The sequence below is a fragment of the Nitratidesulfovibrio sp. genome (assembly GCF_040373385.1).
Lineage (GTDB): Bacteria > Desulfobacterota > Desulfovibrionia > Desulfovibrionales > Desulfovibrionaceae > Cupidesulfovibrio.
The window spans coordinates 65934-85058 of the sequence record NZ_JBDXXH010000013.1; the positions used below are offsets into that span (position 1 = coordinate 65934).

The 19125-nt window shown below is 65.6% G+C and carries 17 protein-coding genes and 1 pseudogene; 16 read left to right on the forward strand and 2 right to left on the reverse strand.

All coding sequences use genetic code 11. The features are described from left to right. Positions 1 to 106 precede the first annotated feature (106 nt). The gene (aprA, locus tag ABWO17_RS16560) at positions 107 to 2104 is read right to left on the reverse strand and encodes an adenylyl-sulfate reductase subunit alpha (protein WP_353120496.1); all 1998 of its coding nucleotides are present in this window, start codon (positions 2102 to 2104) and stop codon (positions 107 to 109) included. Between the two features lie 42 nt (positions 2105 to 2146). Continuing rightward, on the reverse strand, positions 2147 to 2650 hold the full coding sequence (gene aprB, locus ABWO17_RS16565) for an adenylyl-sulfate reductase subunit beta (RefSeq protein WP_333504870.1): 504 nt from the start codon (positions 2648 to 2650) through the stop codon (positions 2147 to 2149). Positions 2651 to 2872: 222 nt separating this feature from the next. Here aprB and ABWO17_RS16570 point away from each other — a divergent pair, with 222 nt between their 5' ends. From ABWO17_RS16570 to ptsP, 16 genes and pseudogenes are all read left to right on the forward strand, one after another. Next, entirely contained in the window at positions 2873 to 3256 is a 384-nt protein-coding gene (locus tag ABWO17_RS16570) for a hypothetical protein (protein WP_353120498.1), read from the forward strand. 317 nt (positions 3257 to 3573) lie between these two features. Then, positions 3574 to 5499, forward strand: a complete 1926-nt coding sequence (locus ABWO17_RS16575) for a carboxyvinyltransferase (RefSeq protein WP_353120500.1) — start codon at positions 3574 to 3576, stop codon at positions 5497 to 5499. Further along, positions 5489 to 5722, forward strand: coding sequence for a hypothetical protein (locus tag ABWO17_RS16580; RefSeq protein WP_353120502.1), 234 nt, complete (start codon positions 5489 to 5491; stop codon positions 5720 to 5722). Before ABWO17_RS16575 ends, ABWO17_RS16580 begins: the two co-directional genes overlap by 11 nt. A gap of 119 nt (positions 5723 to 5841) precedes the next feature. Next, positions 5842 to 7026 carry a pyridoxal phosphate-dependent aminotransferase gene (locus ABWO17_RS16585; RefSeq protein ID WP_353120504.1) on the forward strand — a complete coding sequence of 395 codons (1185 nt, stop codon included), beginning with the start codon at positions 5842 to 5844 and terminating at the stop codon, positions 7024 to 7026. Positions 7027 to 8635: 1609 nt separating this feature from the next. Continuing rightward, on the forward strand, positions 8636 to 10174 hold the full coding sequence (gene ffh, locus ABWO17_RS16590; RefSeq protein ID WP_353120506.1) for a signal recognition particle protein: 1539 nt from the start codon (positions 8636 to 8638) through the stop codon (positions 10172 to 10174). A gap of 88 nt (positions 10175 to 10262) precedes the next feature. Further along, complete coding sequence (gene rpsP, locus ABWO17_RS16595) at positions 10263 to 10502, forward strand: 30S ribosomal protein S16 (protein ID WP_015946507.1); 240 nt, start codon at positions 10263 to 10265, stop codon at positions 10500 to 10502. A gap of 83 nt (positions 10503 to 10585) precedes the next feature. Next, a complete protein-coding gene (locus tag ABWO17_RS16600) occupies positions 10586 to 10819 on the forward strand; it encodes a KH domain-containing protein (RefSeq protein ID WP_309541246.1) in 234 nt (77 codons plus the stop codon). A gap of 189 nt (positions 10820 to 11008) precedes the next feature. After that, positions 11009 to 11530 (forward strand): annotated as a pseudogene (gene rimM / locus ABWO17_RS16605) (ribosome maturation factor RimM); the annotation flags it as partial. A gap of 99 nt (positions 11531 to 11629) precedes the next feature. Beyond that, positions 11630 to 12925, forward strand: a complete 1296-nt coding sequence (gene trmD / locus ABWO17_RS16610; RefSeq protein ID WP_353120510.1) for a tRNA (guanosine(37)-N1)-methyltransferase TrmD — start codon at positions 11630 to 11632, stop codon at positions 12923 to 12925. 55 nt (positions 12926 to 12980) lie between these two features. Beyond that, entirely contained in the window at positions 12981 to 13328 is a 348-nt protein-coding gene (gene rplS / locus ABWO17_RS16615; protein WP_190245683.1) for a 50S ribosomal protein L19, read from the forward strand. Positions 13329 to 13619: 291 nt separating this feature from the next. Further along, positions 13620 to 14450, forward strand: coding sequence for a ribonuclease HII (locus tag ABWO17_RS16620; protein ID WP_353120521.1), 831 nt, complete (start codon positions 13620 to 13622; stop codon positions 14448 to 14450). Continuing rightward, positions 14447 to 14893, forward strand: a complete 447-nt coding sequence (locus tag ABWO17_RS16625) for a YraN family protein (RefSeq protein ID WP_502914927.1) — start codon at positions 14447 to 14449, stop codon at positions 14891 to 14893. Before ABWO17_RS16620 ends, ABWO17_RS16625 begins: the two co-directional genes overlap by 4 nt. Beyond that, a complete protein-coding gene (gene rsmI / locus ABWO17_RS16630; RefSeq protein WP_353120513.1) occupies positions 14835 to 15674 on the forward strand; it encodes a 16S rRNA (cytidine(1402)-2'-O)-methyltransferase in 840 nt (279 codons plus the stop codon). The genes ABWO17_RS16625 and rsmI overlap by 59 nt, the downstream gene beginning before the upstream one ends. Before the next feature lie 195 nt (positions 15675 to 15869). Then, a complete protein-coding gene (locus ABWO17_RS16635) occupies positions 15870 to 16649 on the forward strand; it encodes a PTS system mannose/fructose/sorbose family transporter subunit IID (RefSeq protein WP_353120515.1) in 780 nt (259 codons plus the stop codon). Positions 16650 to 16703: 54 nt separating this feature from the next. Continuing rightward, complete coding sequence (locus ABWO17_RS16640; RefSeq protein ID WP_353120517.1) at positions 16704 to 17000, forward strand: HPr family phosphocarrier protein; 297 nt, start codon at positions 16704 to 16706, stop codon at positions 16998 to 17000. A gap of 3 nt (positions 17001 to 17003) precedes the next feature. Continuing rightward, entirely contained in the window at positions 17004 to 18779 is a 1776-nt protein-coding gene (gene ptsP, locus ABWO17_RS16645; RefSeq protein ID WP_353120518.1) for a phosphoenolpyruvate--protein phosphotransferase, read from the forward strand. The last annotated feature ends 346 nt before the right edge of the window (positions 18780 to 19125 follow it).

Genomic DNA, 19125 nt, shown 5'->3' on the forward strand with positions numbered 1-19125 from the left:
GGCCTAAGCCCAGACAATAAGGCATGCTTACTGCCCCGGCTTAGGCCGTCCGGGTGAAAGGAGAAAGGGGCGGTTGCGGCTTGCCGCAACCGCCCCTGAAGCTCACCTATTCGGTGGGAATGATCTGGTAGTAGGGCTTCTTGAAGATCTTCGTTTCGCCCTTCTTGGGATCATGCTTGGAGTTCACGAAGCATCTCCACTTGGAGTCGTCGAGGCCCATGAAGTCGGCACGGTAGTAGAAGCCGGGGTAACGGGACTCTTCGCGGAAGCGGATGTGCTGCATGTGCAGGCGCACGGTCCACAGACGGTGGTAGTTTTCCCAGCAGCGCAGCAGTTCGTGCAGGTCACGAGCGGCCAGCTTGAGGGAGTCTTCTTCCATCATGTCCATGAGCGCGAAGCCGGTGTCCAGCGCCGCAGCGGAGGTGGTGTAGTAGGTACCGCAACCACCGCCGTATTCATCGGTGCACTTCACGAGGCGCATCATGAAGTTCTTGGGGCTGATGTAGGTCGGGTTCACCACCGGGTCGGTGGAGGCGTCCTTGCCAGCCAGGTAGTTGTAGTAAGGACGGTAGATGAGCTGCTTCAGCTCTTCGGCCGTTTCCTTGATGGCGGGCTTGAAGCCCTTGTGGTCGATGCACCAGCGGACCATCTGCTTGCCGCAGATACGGCCTTCGGCGTGCGAACCGGAGGAGAACTTGTGGCCGGAAGCGCCCACGCCGTCGGCGCAGGTCCACAGGCCCATGACGGTGGTCATGCGGTTGTAGACCTTGCCGTTGTCCGCGCGCACCTTGTAGTCTTCGGGCACCCAGGCTTCGTCCGGACCGGACACCCAGATACCGCAGCAGCCGGAGTGCGAGCCGAGCAGGTAAGGTTCGGTGGGCATGATTTCCGAGCCGCGTTCTTCGGGCTGGATGTTCATGCAGGCCCACAGGTTGGCCTGGCCCACGCACATGTCGAGGAAGTCTTCCCAGGCTTCGGACTCGAGGTGCTTCTGCTGTTCGGGGGTCATGTTCGCGAAGGTGCTCTGCAGGGCGGTCTTGGTGTCCATGTAGATGGGACCGCGACCTTCGCGCATTTCGCGAAGCATCATGTGGTTACGCAGGCAGGTCGGGATGACGTGACCCTTGGCGTAGCCGCGATCTTCGTAGGGCTTCAGCATCGCGCGGTTGGTGGCGCAGTAGTCTTCACCCTTGTAGTTGGTGGCCTTCGCCTTGAACAGCAGGAACCACGCGCCGACCGGGCCGTAACCGTCCTTGAAGCGGGCGGGCACGAAGCGGTTTTCCATCATGGTCATTTCGGCGCCGACCTGGGCACACATGGTGTAGGTCGAACCGGCGTTCCACACGGGGTACCAGGCGCGGCCCATGCCTTCACCAGTGGAGCGGGGCTTGTACACGTTCACCGCGCCGCCGCAGGCAACCATCATCGCGTTGGTACGGAAGATGTGCACTTCGTTGGCGCGCAGGTTGAAGCCCACGGCGCCAGCGATGCGGTTGTCGGTGTTGGCGTCGAGCAGCAGCTTCACGATGAAGATACGTTCCATGATGCGGGCTTCGCCAAGGGCGTTCTTGGCCGCTTCGGCCACGATGCACTTGTACGATTCGCCGTTGATCATGATCTGCCAGCGGCCGGAACGCACGGGCTCGTCACCGGCGCGCAGCGACTTGCCGGCGGCCCTGGCCTGGGCACCGTCGAGGTTGTGGCCGTGTTCGTCCTTGATCCAGCAGGGCAGGCCCCACTCTTCGAACAGGTGCACGGAGTCGTCGACGTGACGGCCAAGGTCGAAGATGAGGTCTTCGCGCACGAGGCCCATGAGGTCGGTGCGGACCATGCGCACGTAGTCGTCGGCGGGGTTCTTGCCGAGGTACGTGTTGATGGCGGACAGGCCCTGCGCAACGGCGCCGGAGCGCTCGAGGGTGGCCTTGTCCAGCAGCATGATCTTCAGGTCGGGGGCGTACTTGTCGGCCCAGCGAACGACTTCGAACGCGGTACCGCAGGAGCCCATACCACCGCCGACAATGAGGATGTCGACGTCATGTTCCTTCACGATGGGATCGGCGATGGCCACACCCTTCGGCTGTTCCTTAACGGGAATCATCGGCATAGCTAAATCTCCTTATCGCAATGACTTGCGGTGGGTTCCGAACTAGCGGTTGCCGCCTTCGCAACCGGTTTCATACCAGCACTGGCTCAGATCAGCATCGCTGATCGCGGCCTTTTCGCCCAGGGCAACCTTGGGAGCGATGAGCGCCGTTTCGGTGAACAGCAGTTCATTTTCCAGGTCGCCAGCTTCGGGCTTGCCGTCGAAGGGCTTGATCGAGCCTTCGGGGGTGGTACGAATGGGGAACTTGAAGCGCTTCACATTCCCGTTGCGGAACTTGACGGTCCACATGATGGAGTCGGCCGAGCGCATGGGGATGCAGGTGCCGCCCATGGGCGCGAAGTCGGCGTAGGGGCGGGCCGTGATGGCGCCCTGGGGGCAGATCTTCACGCAGGAGTAGCATTCCCAGCAGGCTTCGGGCTCCTGGTTGTAGGCCTTCATGGCCTCGGGGTCGAGGATCATGAGGTCGTTGGGGCAGATGTACATGCAAGCGGTCTTTTCGCCACCCTTGCAGCCGTCACACTTGGACGGATCAACATAAGTCGGCATACCTTATCCTCCAACTCAGCGAATTAAGGGGTTATACCTTGTCAGCCTCAACCCATGCGGATCCCACCATCATGTCGATGGAGGCTGAAAAAGCAGGTTCGGGAGCCTGCCTTTTCGGACTGCATCGCCCTCGTGCGGCCTGATCGTGTTGCTTGTGACTGATTTAACAATGTGCCCTGATAGTGTCAAGCAACTTGTTCAAACCCTTCACAAGGATACGACATGATGCTGTTTTTTCGGCATTTATTTGGTGATTTCACCACGTTGCCACCACCGCAGGGCACGCAAGCCGCCGCACTGCCCCTTGCGGTGTATCGTGAAGCAGGCAGAGTTTCAAGACCGTCCGCCGCCTATTCCCACCCTTTTATCCATTTTTTCACGAAAGACCGTTCGGAACGGGTTTCCGGCAATGGAGGATCAAACCAATTCCTGACCAAAACTTCTGGCTATGACTGTTCGAACAAGCAGTTACACACCACCGCGACACCCCTGCGACGGCCTTGTGACGGTATGCGCATGCCGCCGAAACGTCACGTGGGCGCGGTCCGCTTTTACGCCGGGCAAAAGTCCCGGCCACCCCAACAACCTAGTAACCAATTGAAATAGCGACAGACTGCGCCAGAACAACGTCCCATCCGAGTATGTGCGTCTTGTCGCAAGCAGATGACGCGCCCCAACTCCGGATCCGGGCAAGCGCTCCAGCGCTAACCGCCCACACGCCGGACGCCCTTCCGGGCCTGCCCCTCCTTCCTCCGCCGGGCAGAGGGACCACCAGTTCCGGCGTCACACATCCGGATACGCGCACCCGGTGCGCCCGCATTCATGCCTGGCCCGTCACGGCTCCCACGGGCCTTGCCACTTGCCGAAGCGCACGTTTCGGGCTAGGTGGTACGCCACATCACCATCCCAACACAGGTTCCCCCATGCACGACACCAACGATTCCCCGTCCGGCCGTCCGGAACGGGATGCCGCGTCCCAGCCGGAGCGCTTCGAACGTACCGAGCGCCCCGAACGGGCAGAACGTCCAGAACGGGCCGAACGCCCCGCCCGGCCAGACAGAGCCGACAGGCCCGACCGCTCCGACAGGGGCGACCGCTCCGACAGGGGCGACCGCCCCGACAGGCCCGACCGCCCGCCGCGCTCCGGCCAGGGGCGTCCCGCCTCCGGCCAGTCGCTGGTCGAGACCATCATGGAACTCGACCGAGACATCATCCGCCTGCTGTCCAAACGCGCCCGTCTTTTCCAGAAAGTGCGCGGCAGCCGCCGTCCCGGTGTGTCCTCCGCCCCCGCGCGCGACACCGTGGCCGAGAAGCAGCTGCGCGAGGCGTGGGAAAGCGCCGCCGCGCGCGTCAGCCGCGACCCGCGCTTCGTGCGCCAGCTGTTCGCCCTGCTGCAGGAAGTGGAAATGCAGGAACGCAGCCCCGAAGGCGAGGTGCGCCCCAGCTTCAACCTGGCCCCGCCGCGCCGCCCGGTCTCCATCAATATATATGGACCGCTGGCCGCCCGCCCCACCCGGCTGTGGGTGACGCTGGCCGCCGCCGCCGGTGCCGAGGCGGACATAGAGGGCGCCATGCTGGGCGACCACCTGATCGACGCCGTGAAGGCGCTGAACCAGGCGGGCGCGCACCTGTCGTGGGAAGGCGACAGCCTGGTGCGCAGCAAGGGCGGCGACGCCCTGGACTTCACCGACAAGGTCATCTACGCGGGCGACGATTCCCTCAATTTCCACCTGCTGGCCGCGCTGTCCCTGGGCGTGACCGGAAAGGTCAAGTTCACCGGCGGCCCGGCCCTGAAGATGGCCGACACTACCGCCCTGCGCCAGTTTCTGCCGCAGCTCGGCGCGCGCCTTGCCCCAGTGCTGCCGAAATCCTCCGGCCTGCCCGTGCGTCTGGAATGTTCCGGCGTGCTGCCCGACGAAGTGCGCATCCCGGCGGAACTGCCCGCCGACGCGCTGACCGCGCTGCTGCTGGCCGCTCCTTTCTGGAACGCCACCATCACCCTGCACTGTGCGGATCATCCGGCTGCGGCCGCCTGCATCGCCGAGGTGCTGCCCCTGCTCAGGACCTGCAAGGCCGACGCCGCCCCCCTGGGCGAAACCGGCGAGGCAGCCCTGTCGGTGCGCATCGCCCCCACTGCCAAGCTGCGGGTACCCAAGGCCCCGGCCATGGGCATCGACCCCCTGGTCTCCGCCGTGGTGCTGGCCATGCCCGCCTTCACCGGCGGCGAAGCCCGGCTTTCCGGCACCTGGGATGCCACGCAGCCCCATGCCGCAGCAGTGCTGGACATGCTGCGAGGCACAGGCCTTGTGGTCAGCGCCGACGCCAAGGGCGTGGCTGCAAAGCCCGCCATGAAGCCATCGGTGCAGGCCGCGCCCGCGCCCACCGCACCGCTGGATGCATCCGCCCTGCCCCTCGACTACGCCCCGCTGGCGCTGGCCCTGGCCGCCGCCACGGCCCGCGCGGCCAAGGTGGACGTGGTGCCCGCGCCGCTCCTGCCCGAAGGGCTGGACACCGTGACGGCGGAAAGCTTCACCGAACAGTTGGGCTTCGCCCTGACTACCGAGGCTGGCCAGCTGGTGCTGCGTGCCGTGGTGCCCGCCGGTTCCAAGGCCCCGGCCAATGGTTCGCCCTGGGCAAGCCCCACGGCGCCCTGGACGTTCGGGCTGGCGCTGGGCGCACTGCTGCGCCCCGGCCTGCACCTGTCCAACCCCGGCAACGTGACCGAGATGATGCCGGGGTTCTGGGCGCTGTACAACGGCCTGCCCTCGCCAGAAAATGCCCCGCGCAAGCCCAAGGAGCAGAAGGATGACGGCGCCAAGCCCACTCGACGACGCATCATTGCCGAATAGCATCCCCGAGCTGGAGGCCCAGATGGCCCAGCTTGAAGAGGAACGGCGCGCCTGCGAGGCCACCGTACGCCGCCTGTGCGAAACCGAGCGCCCCGACGAGGGCATCTGCTTCGCGCAGGAAATCCACCAGGCGCGCCAGCGCAAGCTGCAACTGGAAGTGCAGAGGGAACTGCGCCGCGTGCGCATCAACCGCCTGCGGCTGGACGCCAACTCCATGTTCTAGTTCATGACCTGTCGGGGGAGGCAACGCACGCCGCGTTGCCTCCCCCGCGTCGTTCGCGGTTCTCCGCCTGCTTCGCGCCGAACCGCCCGCTTCACCGATCAACCGCCGAGGTCAACACCATGTCGCTCATCTCCCAGCAGATTTCCGGGTACCTTGAACGTTCGTCGTGGATCCGCAAGATGTTCGAGGCGGGCATCGCCCTCAAGCAGCAGTACGGCGAAGAGGCCGTGTGCGATTTCAGCCTGGGCAACCCCGATCTGCCCGCCCCGCCCGCCGTGGCCCAGGCCCTGCGCGAGCTGGCCGACAACGCGGGCGAGCCGTTCACCTTCGGATACATGCCCAACGGCGGCTATCCGTGGGCGCGCGCCAAGCTGGCCGCGCACCTTTCACGGGAACAGGGCGTGGACCTTGCCGCCGATGACGTGGTGCTCACCTGCGGCGCGGCTGGCGGGCTGAACGCCTTCCTGCGCGCGGTACTGGAACCCGGCGACGAGATGCTGGCCGTGTCGCCGTTCTTCGTGGAGTACGGCTTCTACGTGGCCAACCACGGCGGCACCTTCCGCACCGTGCCGTCCAAACCGGACACCTTCGCGCTGGACGTGGCCGCCATAGAGGCCGCCATCGGGCCGAAAACGCGCGCGCTCATCGTCAACTCGCCCAACAACCCCACCGGGGTCATCTACAACCGGGCGGAACTGACCGAACTGGCAGCGGCGCTTGGCCGCGCATCGCAAAAGCACGGGCGGCCCATCTTCCTCATTTCTGACGAGCCGTACCGCTTCCTGTCCTATGACGGCGACGAGGTACCCTCGCTGCTGCCCCTGTACCCGCACGCGGTGGTGGTCAGTTCGTTCTCCAAGAACCTTTCGCTGGCGGGCGAGCGGCTGGGCTACATTGCCCTGTCGCCGCTGATGGAAGGGCGCGCCACGCTGATGGCCGCGCTGCTGCTGACCAACCGCATTCTCGGCTTCGTGAACCCGCCCGCCGTGGGCCAGCACCTGATGGCGAAAGCGCTCGGGTCGCAGGTGGACGCGGGCATCTACGCCCGCCGCCGCGACCTCATGGCGCGCATCCTGCGCGACGCGGGGTACGAATTCCAGATGCCCGCCGGGGCGTTCTACTTCTTCCCCAAGGCGCCGGGCGGCGACGACGTGAAGTTCGTCAACCGGCTGATGGAAGAGAAGGTGCTGGCCGTGCCCGGTTCCGGCTTCGGCGGGCCGGGGCATTTCCGGCTGACCTTCTGCGTGGGCGAGGATGTGATTGCCCGTTCGGAGGAAGGGTTCAGAAGGGCCATCAAGGGGTAGCGGCTGGTGCCGGGAAGAATCAGACAAGATCAGGATTAAGAGCAAGAGAAGAGAGGCCGTGCCCTGATGGGTGCGGCCTCTCGTTATTATTGTTGGCGGGTGGGGATGGGGTCGTGCGCAGTTGCACCCTACTTCTACGAAGACAGCCGTGCGCGGTTGGGGATACCCGGTTTCGTTATGTCTCCGACGGGGACGAAGAGGCTGTGCGCGGTTGCATCCGGATTCTACGAAGACAGTCGAGCTCTATTGACCACGCCCGATCTCGTTATGTCTCCGACGGGGACGAAGAGGCTGTGCGCGGTTGCATCCGGATTCTACGAAGACAGTCGAGCTCTATTGACCACGCCCGATCTCGTTATGTCTCCGACGGGGACGAAGAGGCTGTGCGCGGTTGCATCCGGATTCTACGAAGACAGTCGAGCTCTATTGACCACGCTCGATCTCGTTATGTCTCCGACGGGCAAGGGGCCGCAGAGCGGCGGCCCCTTGCATCCCCGCGCTCCAGGGGCTCCGCCCCTTGGAACCCCGAGCCTTCATGCGCGGCGTTCCTTCGGCGGCAGCTTCCCTGCGGCGCAGGGCGCCTTCGGGTGATCTGCCGCCGGGAACGCCAATGCGCGCAAAGCTCCCGGTGGCTGAACGATACTTGGGTGCCTTTATCAACGAGCATCCTGCACCGCATTCCTTTCGCCACCAGCTTCCCTTCGGCGCTGGGGCGCCTTCGGGCGATCTGGCGCCGGGAATGCGATGTGCGCGAATCTCTCGCTGCCACAACCACACTCGGGTGCCTTTACCTCCGCCCCCGTTGCGACGCATGTGCCGCCGCCAAAGCCCGGCGTCACACGCTTCTACGCACATCACGTCCGCCGTTGTCCAACCACCCCGCGCGCCGGGCAACTGCTGATTCCACATCAGCCTTAAACCTCTAATGCCTGACAATCGCTCCCAATCACTTGCGCCCGCCCACCATCCCTTGCAACCAAACACTAGCATTCGCAAGGATTGCGCCCGCAGCCGAAGATCACCGCCGGAGGCTTTGCAGCGTCGGAAACACTGGCGTCATGGGTACATCACAAACCAACCGACAGCACAGGCGCGACTCATTCTGTGGTCCAAAGCTGCGAGAGTTGAGTGCACATCGCATTCCCGTCGCCAGATCACCCGAAGGCGCCCCAGCGCCGAAGGGAAGCTGGCGGCGAAGGAATGCGGTGCAGGATGCCCGCAGCTAAAGGCACCCAAGCCTCGCCAAGCCTGCGGGAGTGCAGCGCGCATTGGCGTTCCCGGCGGCAGATCACCCGAAGGCGCCCTGCGCCGCAGGGAAGCTGCCGCCGAAGGAACGCCGCGCATGAAGGCTCGGGGTTCCAAGGGGCGGAGCCCCTGGAACGCGGGGGTGCAGGGGGCCGTCGTTTCACGGCCCCCTGCCCGCCGGAGGCATAACGAAATCGAGCGTTCCCAACAGCGCACGACGGCCTTCGTAGAAACCGCCACCAACCGCGCTCAACACTCCCCTCCTCCTCCAATCCCCTCCCCTCCTACCACACCTCAGCCTTGACTTCCCCCCCAAACCCATGTACCGATCCTCCTCTTACGATATTTGCCGGACGGGGTATTCATGTTCGATAGTCTCTCGGACAGGCTGACAGGAGTTTTCCGGAAATTCAGCGGCACGGGCCGCCTCGACGAAGCCAACATTCAGGATGGCCTTCGCGAGGTGCGTCTTGCGCTGCTAGAGGCCGACGTCAACTTCAAGGTCGTCCGCGACTTCATCGAGCGCGTACGCGAACGGTGCCTCGGCCAGGACGTGCTGAAAAGCCTCACCCCTGCCCAGCAGGTGGTGAAGATCGTCCATGACGAACTGGTCGAACTGCTGGGCGGCGGCACCACCCAGCTCGACCTGCGCGGCAGGCAGCCCTACGTCATCATGATGGTGGGCCTGCAAGGCTCGGGCAAGACGACATCGTCGGCCAAGCTGGCCAACCTGCTGCGCAAGCAGAAGATGCGCCCGTACCTGGCCCCCGCCGACGTGTACCGCCCGGCGGCCATCGACCAGTTGCACACGCTGGCCAAGCAGCTCGACATTCCGGCCTACCCCTCGGCCCCCGGCATGAACCCGGTGGACATCGCCGTGGCCGCCGTGGAAGACGCGCGCGAAAAGCAGTGCAACGTGGTCATCGTGGACACTGCGGGCCGCCTGCACATCGACGAAACCCTGATGCAGGAGCTGGTCTCCATCAAGGGCCGCGTCGAACCGCAAGAAATTCTGTTCGTGGCCGACGCCATGACCGGCCAGGACGCGGTGACGGTTGCCGAATCGTTCAACGCCGCGCTCGACATTTCCGGCGTCGTGCTCACCAAGATGGACGGCGATGCCCGCGGCGGCGCGGCCCTGTCCATCCGCGCGGTCACCGGCAAGCCGGTGAAGTTCGTGGGCATGGGCGAGAAGCTCTCGGATATCGAGGTCTTCCACCCCGACCGCGTGGCGGGCCGCATTCTCGGCATGGGCGACATGATGACGCTCATCGAGAAGGCGCAGTCCACCATCAAGGCCGAAGAGGCCGAGGAACTGGGCCGCAAGTTCCAGAAGGCGGAGTTCGACCTGGAGGACTTCCGCACCCAGATGCGCCGGCTGAAGAAGCTGGGCTCGCTGGAAGGCATCCTGAAGCTGATTCCCGGCATGGGCGCGTTGCGCGAAAAGCTGGGCGAGATGAACGTGCCGGAAAAGGAGATGGGCCGGGTAGAGGCCATCATCAATTCCATGACCATGAAGGAACGCCGCAACCCCAAGCTGCTGAACGGCAGCCGCCGCCAGCGCATCGCCATGGGGTCCGGCACCACCGTGCAGGACGTGAATCAGCTGATCAACAATTTCGAGCAGATGCGCGGAATGATGAAAAAGGTCATGGGCGGGGGCAAACCCGCGCCGGCCGGCAAGATGCCGCGCATGCCCAAGCTGCCCGGAATGGGCGGCATGGGCGGACTGGGTGGAATGGCCGGGCTGGGTGGCCTGGGGGGCCTTGGCGGCATGCCGGGCATGCCCGGCATGGGTGACGGCGAAGGCGCGCCCGGCGGTCCCAACCCCGTATCCAAGACCGCGCTCAAGAAAAAGAAGCAGCTGCGCAAGCAGCAACGCAACAAGAGCAAGAAGCGCTGAGGACGAAAAGTTGTCGGGTGGGAATTCTCGCCCACTTGCGCTTTTCCCGAGATACCATACTATACACAGACTAGTTGGAGACCAAATCATGTCCGTTAAGCTGAGACTCGCCCGCATGGGCAACAAGAAGCGTGCCTTCTACCGGATCGTCGCCGTCAACAGCGCTGCGCGCCGCGACGGTCGTCCCCTGGAATTCCTGGGCTTCTACAACCCCATGGTGAATCCTGCCGAAGTGAAGATCGACACCGCAAAGGTGCAGAAGTGGCTGGACCAGGGCGCCGAGCCCACCGACACCGTCCGTACCCTGCTCAAGAAGCAGGCCGGCTAGTGCGGCGCCGGTAACCCGGTATCCTGTCGCGGAGGCGCCTCGCCGGAAGCTGTAATCCTGCAGAACATCCTGTGGAGGTGGCCATGCTGAAAGATCTGGTCGAATACATCGCGAGATCCCTCGTCGACAAGCCGGAAGACGTGCATGTGACAGAGGTCGAGGGCGAACAGACGTCCGTTCTCGAACTGAAGGTAGCGAAGGAAGACCTCGGCAAGGTCATCGGCAAGCAGGGCCGCACGGCGCGTGCCATGCGCACCATTCTGGGAGCGGCTTCCACCAAGGCGCGCAAGCGTTCCGTGCTCGAAATCCTCGAGTAACCGGTGCGCCATGACCCGCCACGGCGTGGCGGGTTCGCGACAGCAGCCTATCATAACGACTAGCCCGGAAGCGCAAGCCGAAGGGCTCTTGTCGCTTGGGCGACCGGGTACGTGCGCGGCAGGAATGAAACCTGCGCCACGTCCCTCGCGCCTTACGCCTTCACCCTACAATCCACGCAGCGGGCGCACATGAGCGACGACACCTTCATCGAAATCGGCCTCGTCGGCAGGCCCCACGGCCTGCGCGGCGAAGTGGGCGTGGACTTCTGGGCCGACTCGCCCGACCTTCTGCGCGGCACCCTGTGGCTGCGCCCCGGACGCGGCGCGCCCCGCCCCCATACGGTGGCTGCCGTGCGGCGCCATCAGGGACGCCCGCTGGTGCTGTTCGAAGGCATAGCCGACCGCAGCGCGGCGGAAACCCTGCGCGGCATGCACGTGCTGGTGCCCAAGGACCGCCTGCCCGAACCCGGCGAGGACGAGGTGTACCTGCACGAACTGCTGGGCCTGCGCGTGCTGCTGCACGATACGGGCACGCTGCTCGGCACCCTTGACGACGTGCAGATGCCCGGGGGCCAGGAGGTGTGGTCCATCCGCACCGCCGACGGCAAGGAAGTGCTGCTGCCTGCCGTGGACGAATTCGTGGCGTCCATAGACCTGGATACGCGCGAGGTGCGCATCACCCCGCCGCCCGGGCTGCTGGAACTGTATCTGGAGACGCCGGACAAGTCCGATGCCCGCGCACCCGATGCGGATGCCGCCAGGCCGGATGGCCCGGACGAGGCGACCGGCGCATAGCGCCAGGCAACCGCCATGCACTTCACCCTGGTCACCCTGTTCCCGGAATTCTTCGACTCGCCCCTGTCCGCAGGGCTGATGGCCAAGGCACGCGAGTCGGGCACCGTGGACTTTTCCTTCCGCAACCCGCGCGACGCCACCACCGACCGCCACCGCACCGTGGACGACCGCCCCTACGGCGGCGGCCCCGGCATGGTCATGCTGCCGGAACCGCTGGCCACCACCCTGCGCGGCCTGCGTGAAGACGCCCCCAGGGGCCGCATCCTGATGATGGCCCCGCGCGGGCGCCGCTTTACCCAGCAGATGGCCCGCCAACTGGCCCTCGAAGAGCACGTGACCATCCTGTGCGGCCGCTACGAGGGCTTCGATGCGCGCATCGAGGAACTGTTCGACATCGAGCCGGTATGCGTGGGCGACTTCGTGCTCAACGGCGGCGAGACGGCGGCGCTGAACGTCATAGAGGCCGTGGCGCGGCTGGTGCCCGGCTTCATGGGCAAGGAAGAATCGGGCGAGGACGAGAGTTTTTCCGACGGCCTGCTGGAATACCCCCACTACACCCGTCCGGAAGTGTTCGAGGGACTGCCCGTGCCAGAGGTGCTGCGTTCCGGCGACCATGGCCGCATCGCCGCGTGGCGGCGCGAGCAGTCGCTGGCGGCCACCCTGCGCCTGCGGCCCGAACTTCTGCCAGAGGCCCCGCTGACAGAAACCGACATGACCTTCCTGCGGCACAAGGCCGCCGAAACCGTGGAACGGCCCGGCCGCAACCTGCATTGCGCCCTGGTGCACTACCCGGTGCTGAACAAGGAAAAAAAATCGGTGGCCGTGTCTTTGACAAACCTCGACATTCACGATATAGGCCGCTGTTCCTGCACGTATGGACTTGGCGGGTATTACATCGTAACCCCCATCGAGGACCAGCGGCGCCTGCTCGACGGCATTCTCCGGCACTGGACGGAGGGTCCGGGCCTGGCGGCAAACCCCGATCGGGGCGAGGCGCTCGGGCTGGTACGCGGCGCCGAAACGGTACAGGACGCGGTTGACGACATCACCCGCCGCACGGGCCAGCGCCCCCTGGTCATGGCAACCAGCGCGCGCGGCGCGGGCGACACGACCGTCGGCCAGGTGAGATCAATCCTTGCGGAACGCCCGGTGCTGCTGTTGTTCGGCACCGGTCACGGCTTGTCGCCGCATCTTGTGGCGGCGTGCGACGGCACCCTGCGGCCCGTCCGGTGGATGGACGGGTACAACCACCTTTCGGTGCGCACCGCCGCCGCCATCATCATGGACAGGATTCTCGGCGACTGCTATTAGGCGGAACCGACGAACCCACGATAGCGAAAAACTCCGGTCCAAGGGAGACACGATCATGAATATCATCAAGAAAATCGAAGGCGAACACCTGCGCCTCGACCTGCCCAAGTTCAAGTCCGGCGACACCATCAAGGTGCACCTGCGCATCGTGGAAGGTGAAAAGGAACGCATCCAGGTGTTCCAGGGCAACGTCATCCGCATCCACCGCGGCACTACCGGCGCCACGTTCACCGTGCGCAAGGTGTCCGACGGCGTGGGCGTGGAACGCGTGTTCCCCCTGCACTCTCCCTTCATCGACCGCGTGGAAATGGTAACGGAAGGCCGCGTGCGCCGCAGCCGCCTGTACTACCTGCGCGAACTCAAGGGCAAGGCCGCGCGCATCAAGCCCAAGAACCGCTTCTAGGCCAGACTGCTTCATGCAAGGGGGGTCCGGCACGCCGGTCCCCCCTTTTTTCGTTGGTGCGACAGGCATCCCATCGCCCCGATGGTATGTTGCGCACGCCCCGGCACCTCGGGCCGTGCAGCATCCGGCTCCGGTCGTGCACCTCGCATTCCGTTTCGGCCCGCTCCACCCGTCCCGTCACCCGCAGGAGGCCGCATGTCACCGCCCCCCCGCCGCGCCAGCGCTCCCCGCGCATCCTCCGTGCGCGGCACCCACGGCGCGTCCGGCATGCTTCAGGGCCTGCTGGCGGACATGGCTCCCCCCCACCCGGCAACGGCGTACATCGGTATAGACGAGGCCGGGCGCGGCTGCCTTGCCGGGCCGGTGGTGGCCGCCGCAGTCATCCTGCCCCCCCACGCCGACGCGGCCAGCCTGGCCGCCCTGCTGCCCGACCTTGCCGGGCTGACCGATTCCAAGAAGCTCACCGCCGCCAGACGAGAAGTCCTGGCCCCGCGCATCCGCCAGCACGCCGTGGCCTGGGGCCTTGGCGTGGTCTGGCCGCGCGACATCGAGCGCATCAACATATTGCAGGCCACCTTTCACGCCATGTGGCGCGCCGTGCGTGCCCTGCGCACCGGCCCCGCCGGGCGGGACGGCTCGGTCGCGCCCGGTTTCGATCCGGCTGCCCTGCCCGATGCGCCCCATTGGTCTGGCCTGCTCGATGTTCCGCTGATCATCGACGGCGACAAAACCATTCCCGCCGCCGTGTTCGCGGGCCTGCCGCCCTGTCCAAGCCGTCCAATCCGTCCGATCAGTCAGGCCAGTCCGACCAGCCCAATCCGTTCGGCCCGCGCCGTCCCAGCTGCAAGCCCATGCCCCGCGCCCGCGCAGCGTGCCGTGGTGGGGGGCGATGCGCTGGTCCCGGCCGTATCCGCCGCGTCCATCCTGGCCAAGACCTTCCGCGACCAGCTCATGACCGCCCTGGACCGCCGGTTTCCCGGCTATGGCCTGGCCGTGCACAAGGGCTACGGCACGGCGGAGCACATGGCGGCCATTGCCGATCTTGGTCCCTGCCCGCAGCACCGGGCCACCTTTCGCGGGGTGCGACCAGAGGCGCCGCAAACCCAGGGATCGTTGCTGTGACCCCGCGCCGCCCCCGGTCTCCTGCTGCGCCATCCGCCACGGCGTCCGCCAATGCAGCAATCGGGGCACGTGGCGAGGAAGCGGCGGCCCAACTGCTTGCCAAACGCGGCCTGCGGGTGCTGGCCCGCAACTGGCGGCACGGCGGCCTTGAACTGGACATTGTCTGCGACGACCGGGGCACGCTGGTTTTCGTGGAGGTAAAAACCCGCGCCGCCAGCGGCCCCGCCCGCCCCGACGAGGCGCTGACCCCGGCCAAGCGCGGCAAGCTGGTACGCGCCGCCCGGCAGTACCTGGCCGCCCACGACTGCTGGGACAGGCCGTGCCGTTTCGACCTCGTGTGCGTGGTGCACGACGGGGCAACCCTGACGCTGGAGCACTACCCCCATGCCTTCGACCTCACCGCGTCTCTGGGTGGTGGCGACACCGCTTGGCAACCCTGGTGACCTTTCGCCCCGCGCCCGCGACGTGCTGACCGAAGCCGCGCTGGTGCTGGCGGAAGACACCCGGCGCGCCGGGCAGCTGTTTGCCCGTTGCGGGCTGTCCGCCCAGCGGTTCATGAGCTTTCACGACCACAACGAGGAAGAGCGCCTGCCGCGCATCCTCGACGAACTGCGCGGCGGGGCGCACATCGCGCTCATTTCCGACGCGGGCATGCCGCTGATGGCCGACCCCGGCTTTCGGCTGGTGCGCGCCTGCCGGGCCGAAGGCATCGACGTTTCGGTGCTGCCTGGTCCATCGGCCCCGATCACCGCGCTGGCGGGCAGCGGCATCGCCCCGCAGCCGTTCACCTTTCTGGGATTTCCGCCGCGCAAGCGTTCTGACGTGGAAAAGCTGTTCGCGGAATATGCCACCGTGCGCACCACCCTGGTCTTTTTCGAACGCAAGGACAGGCTGGCCGATACGCTGGATGCCGCCCATGCCGCGTTGGGGCCGCGTGAGTGCTGTATCGCGCGGGAATTGACCAAGCCCCACGAGGAGTTTATCCTTCTACGGTTGGAAGACAGGGCGCAACTGACCCGCGAATTGCTTGGAGAAATAACGGTGGTCATTGGTCCTCCGGAATCCGTGACCGCCACCCCGAGCGCGGAAGTGCTGGCCCTGCTGGCCGACGAGGCCAAGGCCGCCCCCGACGAGAAGCCGCGTGAACTGGCCCGCCGGGTGCACGAGGCAACCCGGGGCTGGACGGTGAAGGATATCTACAAACTGTTGCAGGACAACAGGTAGGTCGCCCCCGGGGCAGCCGACGAGCCGCCCCGCGATACCCGACCTCGCCGAGCGGCCCGACCTCACAGACGGGTCCGACCGGCCCGGCTGGTCCGACCGACACGGCTGGTCCGACCGACACGGCCAACCCGGCGCCCCCCCGGCCCGGCTGATCCACTGCCCCACAACACGACAACGGCCTTGCCACGGTGCCCCATGCCCACGCCCGCCACCGCCATGCCCGACGCCAAGACCCTGCTGCTGTGCTTTCTGCGGTCGTATCTTGTCGGCGCGGCGTTCAACACGCGCGGGCACCAGAACATCGGCATCGTGTTCGCCATGGAGCCGGGGCTGGCCGCCATCTATCCGGACCCGCGCGCCCGGCGCGATGCGCGCAAGCGCTACCTGCGCCACTTCAACACCCATCCGTTCTGGGCGCCGCTGCTGGTCGGCACCTTTCTGTCGCTGGAAGCGCGCATCGCGCGCGGTACCTTTCCGGCAGAGGTGCTGCGCAACCTGAAGGACACCACCGTGTACACCCTGTCGGCCATCGGCGATTCGGTGTTCGGCGGCAGCATGCTGGTATTCTGGTCGCTGACCACCTGTGCGCTGGTGGTTTCCGGCAACAACGGGGCGGCCTTTCTGTGGAGCCTGATGCTGTTCGTCTCGTTGCAGGTGTTCAAGCTGTTCACCTTCGCGGCGGGCCTGCGCGAAGGACTCAAGGTGCTGCAACGGCTGAAGCAGTGGGACCTCATCAACTGGGGCGAAAAGCTGAAGCTGTGCAACGCCGTGGTGCTGGCGGGCCTGTTGTGGCTGATCTGGCCGCATCACCAGCATGTTCCGCGCTGGACGCTGTCCGCGTTGCTGCTCATGCTGGCCTCGTGGCTGATCGGCCGCTTTCATGTTTCGCGCATTTTTCTGGCTGTCTGCGCCACTGCGGCGGCCTTCGCCCTGCCGTGGGCGGATGACTGGATGCCTTTGCCCTGGGGCTTCTAGCCCACCGCCCGCATCACGAACCATACCGACGCCATAGCCGACAGGATACACGACGTGCAGGAACCCATCGAAGAGACGCAGGAAGGACTTACCGTGACGGTGTGCGTGGCCAACGACCAGGGCCTGCACGCCAGACCGGCCGCCCGCCTGGCCCAGGAAGCGCAGAAGTTCGGCGCGGAACTCTTTCTTGCCATGGACGGCATGGAAGTGGACGCCAAGAGCATTCTGGACATCCTTTCCCTGGCCGCCGCCAAGGGCACGTGCCTTACCCTGCGCGGCGTGGGCACCGATGCGCGCCACGCGCTGGAGCACCTTTCCGCCTTGTTCCGCAACCGCTTTCGCGAGGAGTAGCCGGTGGCGCGCGAGATTCTGCAAGGCATAGCCGTTTCGGCGGGCGTTTCCATCGGCAAGGCGTTCTTCACCAACCGCCGCCGCAGAAGCGCCTCGTTCGAAATCATTCCGCCCGGTGCGGCGGATTCGGAAGTGGCCCGCCTGGAGCAGGCCGCAAGCGACGTGCGCGACGACCTTGGCCGCGCCCGCGACAACGTGCCCGCAGAACTGCGCGACCACGCCGCGATCATCAATTCGCACATGATGATCTGCCAGGACCCCAAACTTATCCGCGCCGCCTCGCAGCGCATCCGCGACCACCACATTTGCGCCGAATGGGCACTGGACCAGACGGTGGACGCCATTGCCGCCGCGTTCTCGGCCATAGAGGACCCGTACATCCGCGAGCGGGTGCAGGACGTGCGCGCCGTTGCGGAACGCATCCAGACGCGCCTTGTGGGCCGCCACGCCGAACCGCTGCGCCCCCCGGACGAGCGCATCGTGCTCATGGCCCACGACTTGACCCCGGCAGACGCCATGGGCCTGCCCACGGTCAAGATCATGTCCTTTGCCACGGCGGAAGGCGGCAAGACCTCGCACACCGGCATTCTGGCGCGCAGCCTGCAAATCCCTGCCGTGGTCGGCGTCTCGTCGTTGGAAGAATCCATCACCGACGGTGACCTGGTCATCGTGGACGCCCTGCGCGGCCTCATCCTGGTGGACCCGGACGAGGCGGAACTGGCCGATTACACCGACCTCAAATATCAGTTCGAAAACTACCAGAAATCCATCCGCCGCCAGTCCACCCTGCCTGCGGAAACCCTGGACGGCTACCGCATCGACGTGCAGGCCAACATCGAACTGGTGGAGGAAGTGCCCCAGGTGCTGGACGGCGGCGCCGACGGCGTGGGCCTGTACCGCACCGAATACGCCTTTCTGAACCGCCGCACCTCGCCCACGGAAGAAGAACTGTACGACGAATATTCCCAGCTTGCCGGACTGCTTTCGCCCCGGCGGGTGGTGTTCCGCACGCTGGACGTGGGCGCGGACAAGATGCTGTCCGAGCAGACCCAGCTGGAAGAACCCAACCCGGCCCTGGGCCTGCGGGCCATCCGCTTCTGCCTGCGCCACCAGGAGGTGTTCCGGCGGCAGTTGCGGGCCATCCTGCGGGCCAGCGCGCACGGTTCCGCCTCGCTGCTGTTCCCCATGATCTCGGGACTGCACGAGCTGCGGCAGGCCAAGCACATCCTGAACGAGGTGCGCGCCGAACTGGACGCGGCGGGCCTGCCCTACGACCCGGACATGCCCGTGGGCATCATGGTGGAACTGCCCTCTGCCGTGCTGATTTCCGAGGCGCTGGCGCAGGAAGTGGACTTCTTCAGCATCGGCACCAACGACCTGATCCAGTATTCGCTGGGCATCGACCGGGGCAACAAACACGTCTCGTACCTGTACCAACCGCTGCACCCGGCCATCGTGCGGTCCATCAAGTATGTGGTGGATTCGGCCCACCGCATGGGCATTTCGGTGTGCGTGTGCGGCGAGGTGGCGTCCGACCCGTACTGCCTGCCCATACTGCTGGGCATGCAGATTGACGCCATATCCATTGCCCCGCAGGCCATACCGGGCATCAAGCACATCCTGCGGCGCACCAACATGGAAGAGTGCAAGGAACTCTTGCGCGACGTGCTGAGCGCGTCCACCGTCTCCACGATCAACCGCATGGTGAAGGAAACGATCTACAATCGGTTCCCGGAAGAGCTGACGTTCTTCTCGTCCATGCTGGACCAGGATGATTAGGGGCTGACGCCTTTCTCGCAGAGCGGGGCCGGATGGCGCATAGCTCCAATGCGCACGCACCTACGAAGACACGCCAGCCCGGTAGACCACGCCCGATTTCGTTATGCCTCCGGCGGGTTGGATTTAGGTTCAGCGCTGCTGCACCCGGCTTCTACGAAGACAGTCCAGCCCTGTTGAACACGCTCGATTTCGTTATGTCTCCGACGGGTTGGGTTTAGGTTCAGCGCTGCTGCACCCGGCTTCTACGAAGACAGTACAGCCCTGTTGAACACGCTCGATTTCGTTATGTCTCCGACGGGTTGGGTTTAGGTTCAGCGCTGCTGCACCCGGCTTCTACGAAGACAGT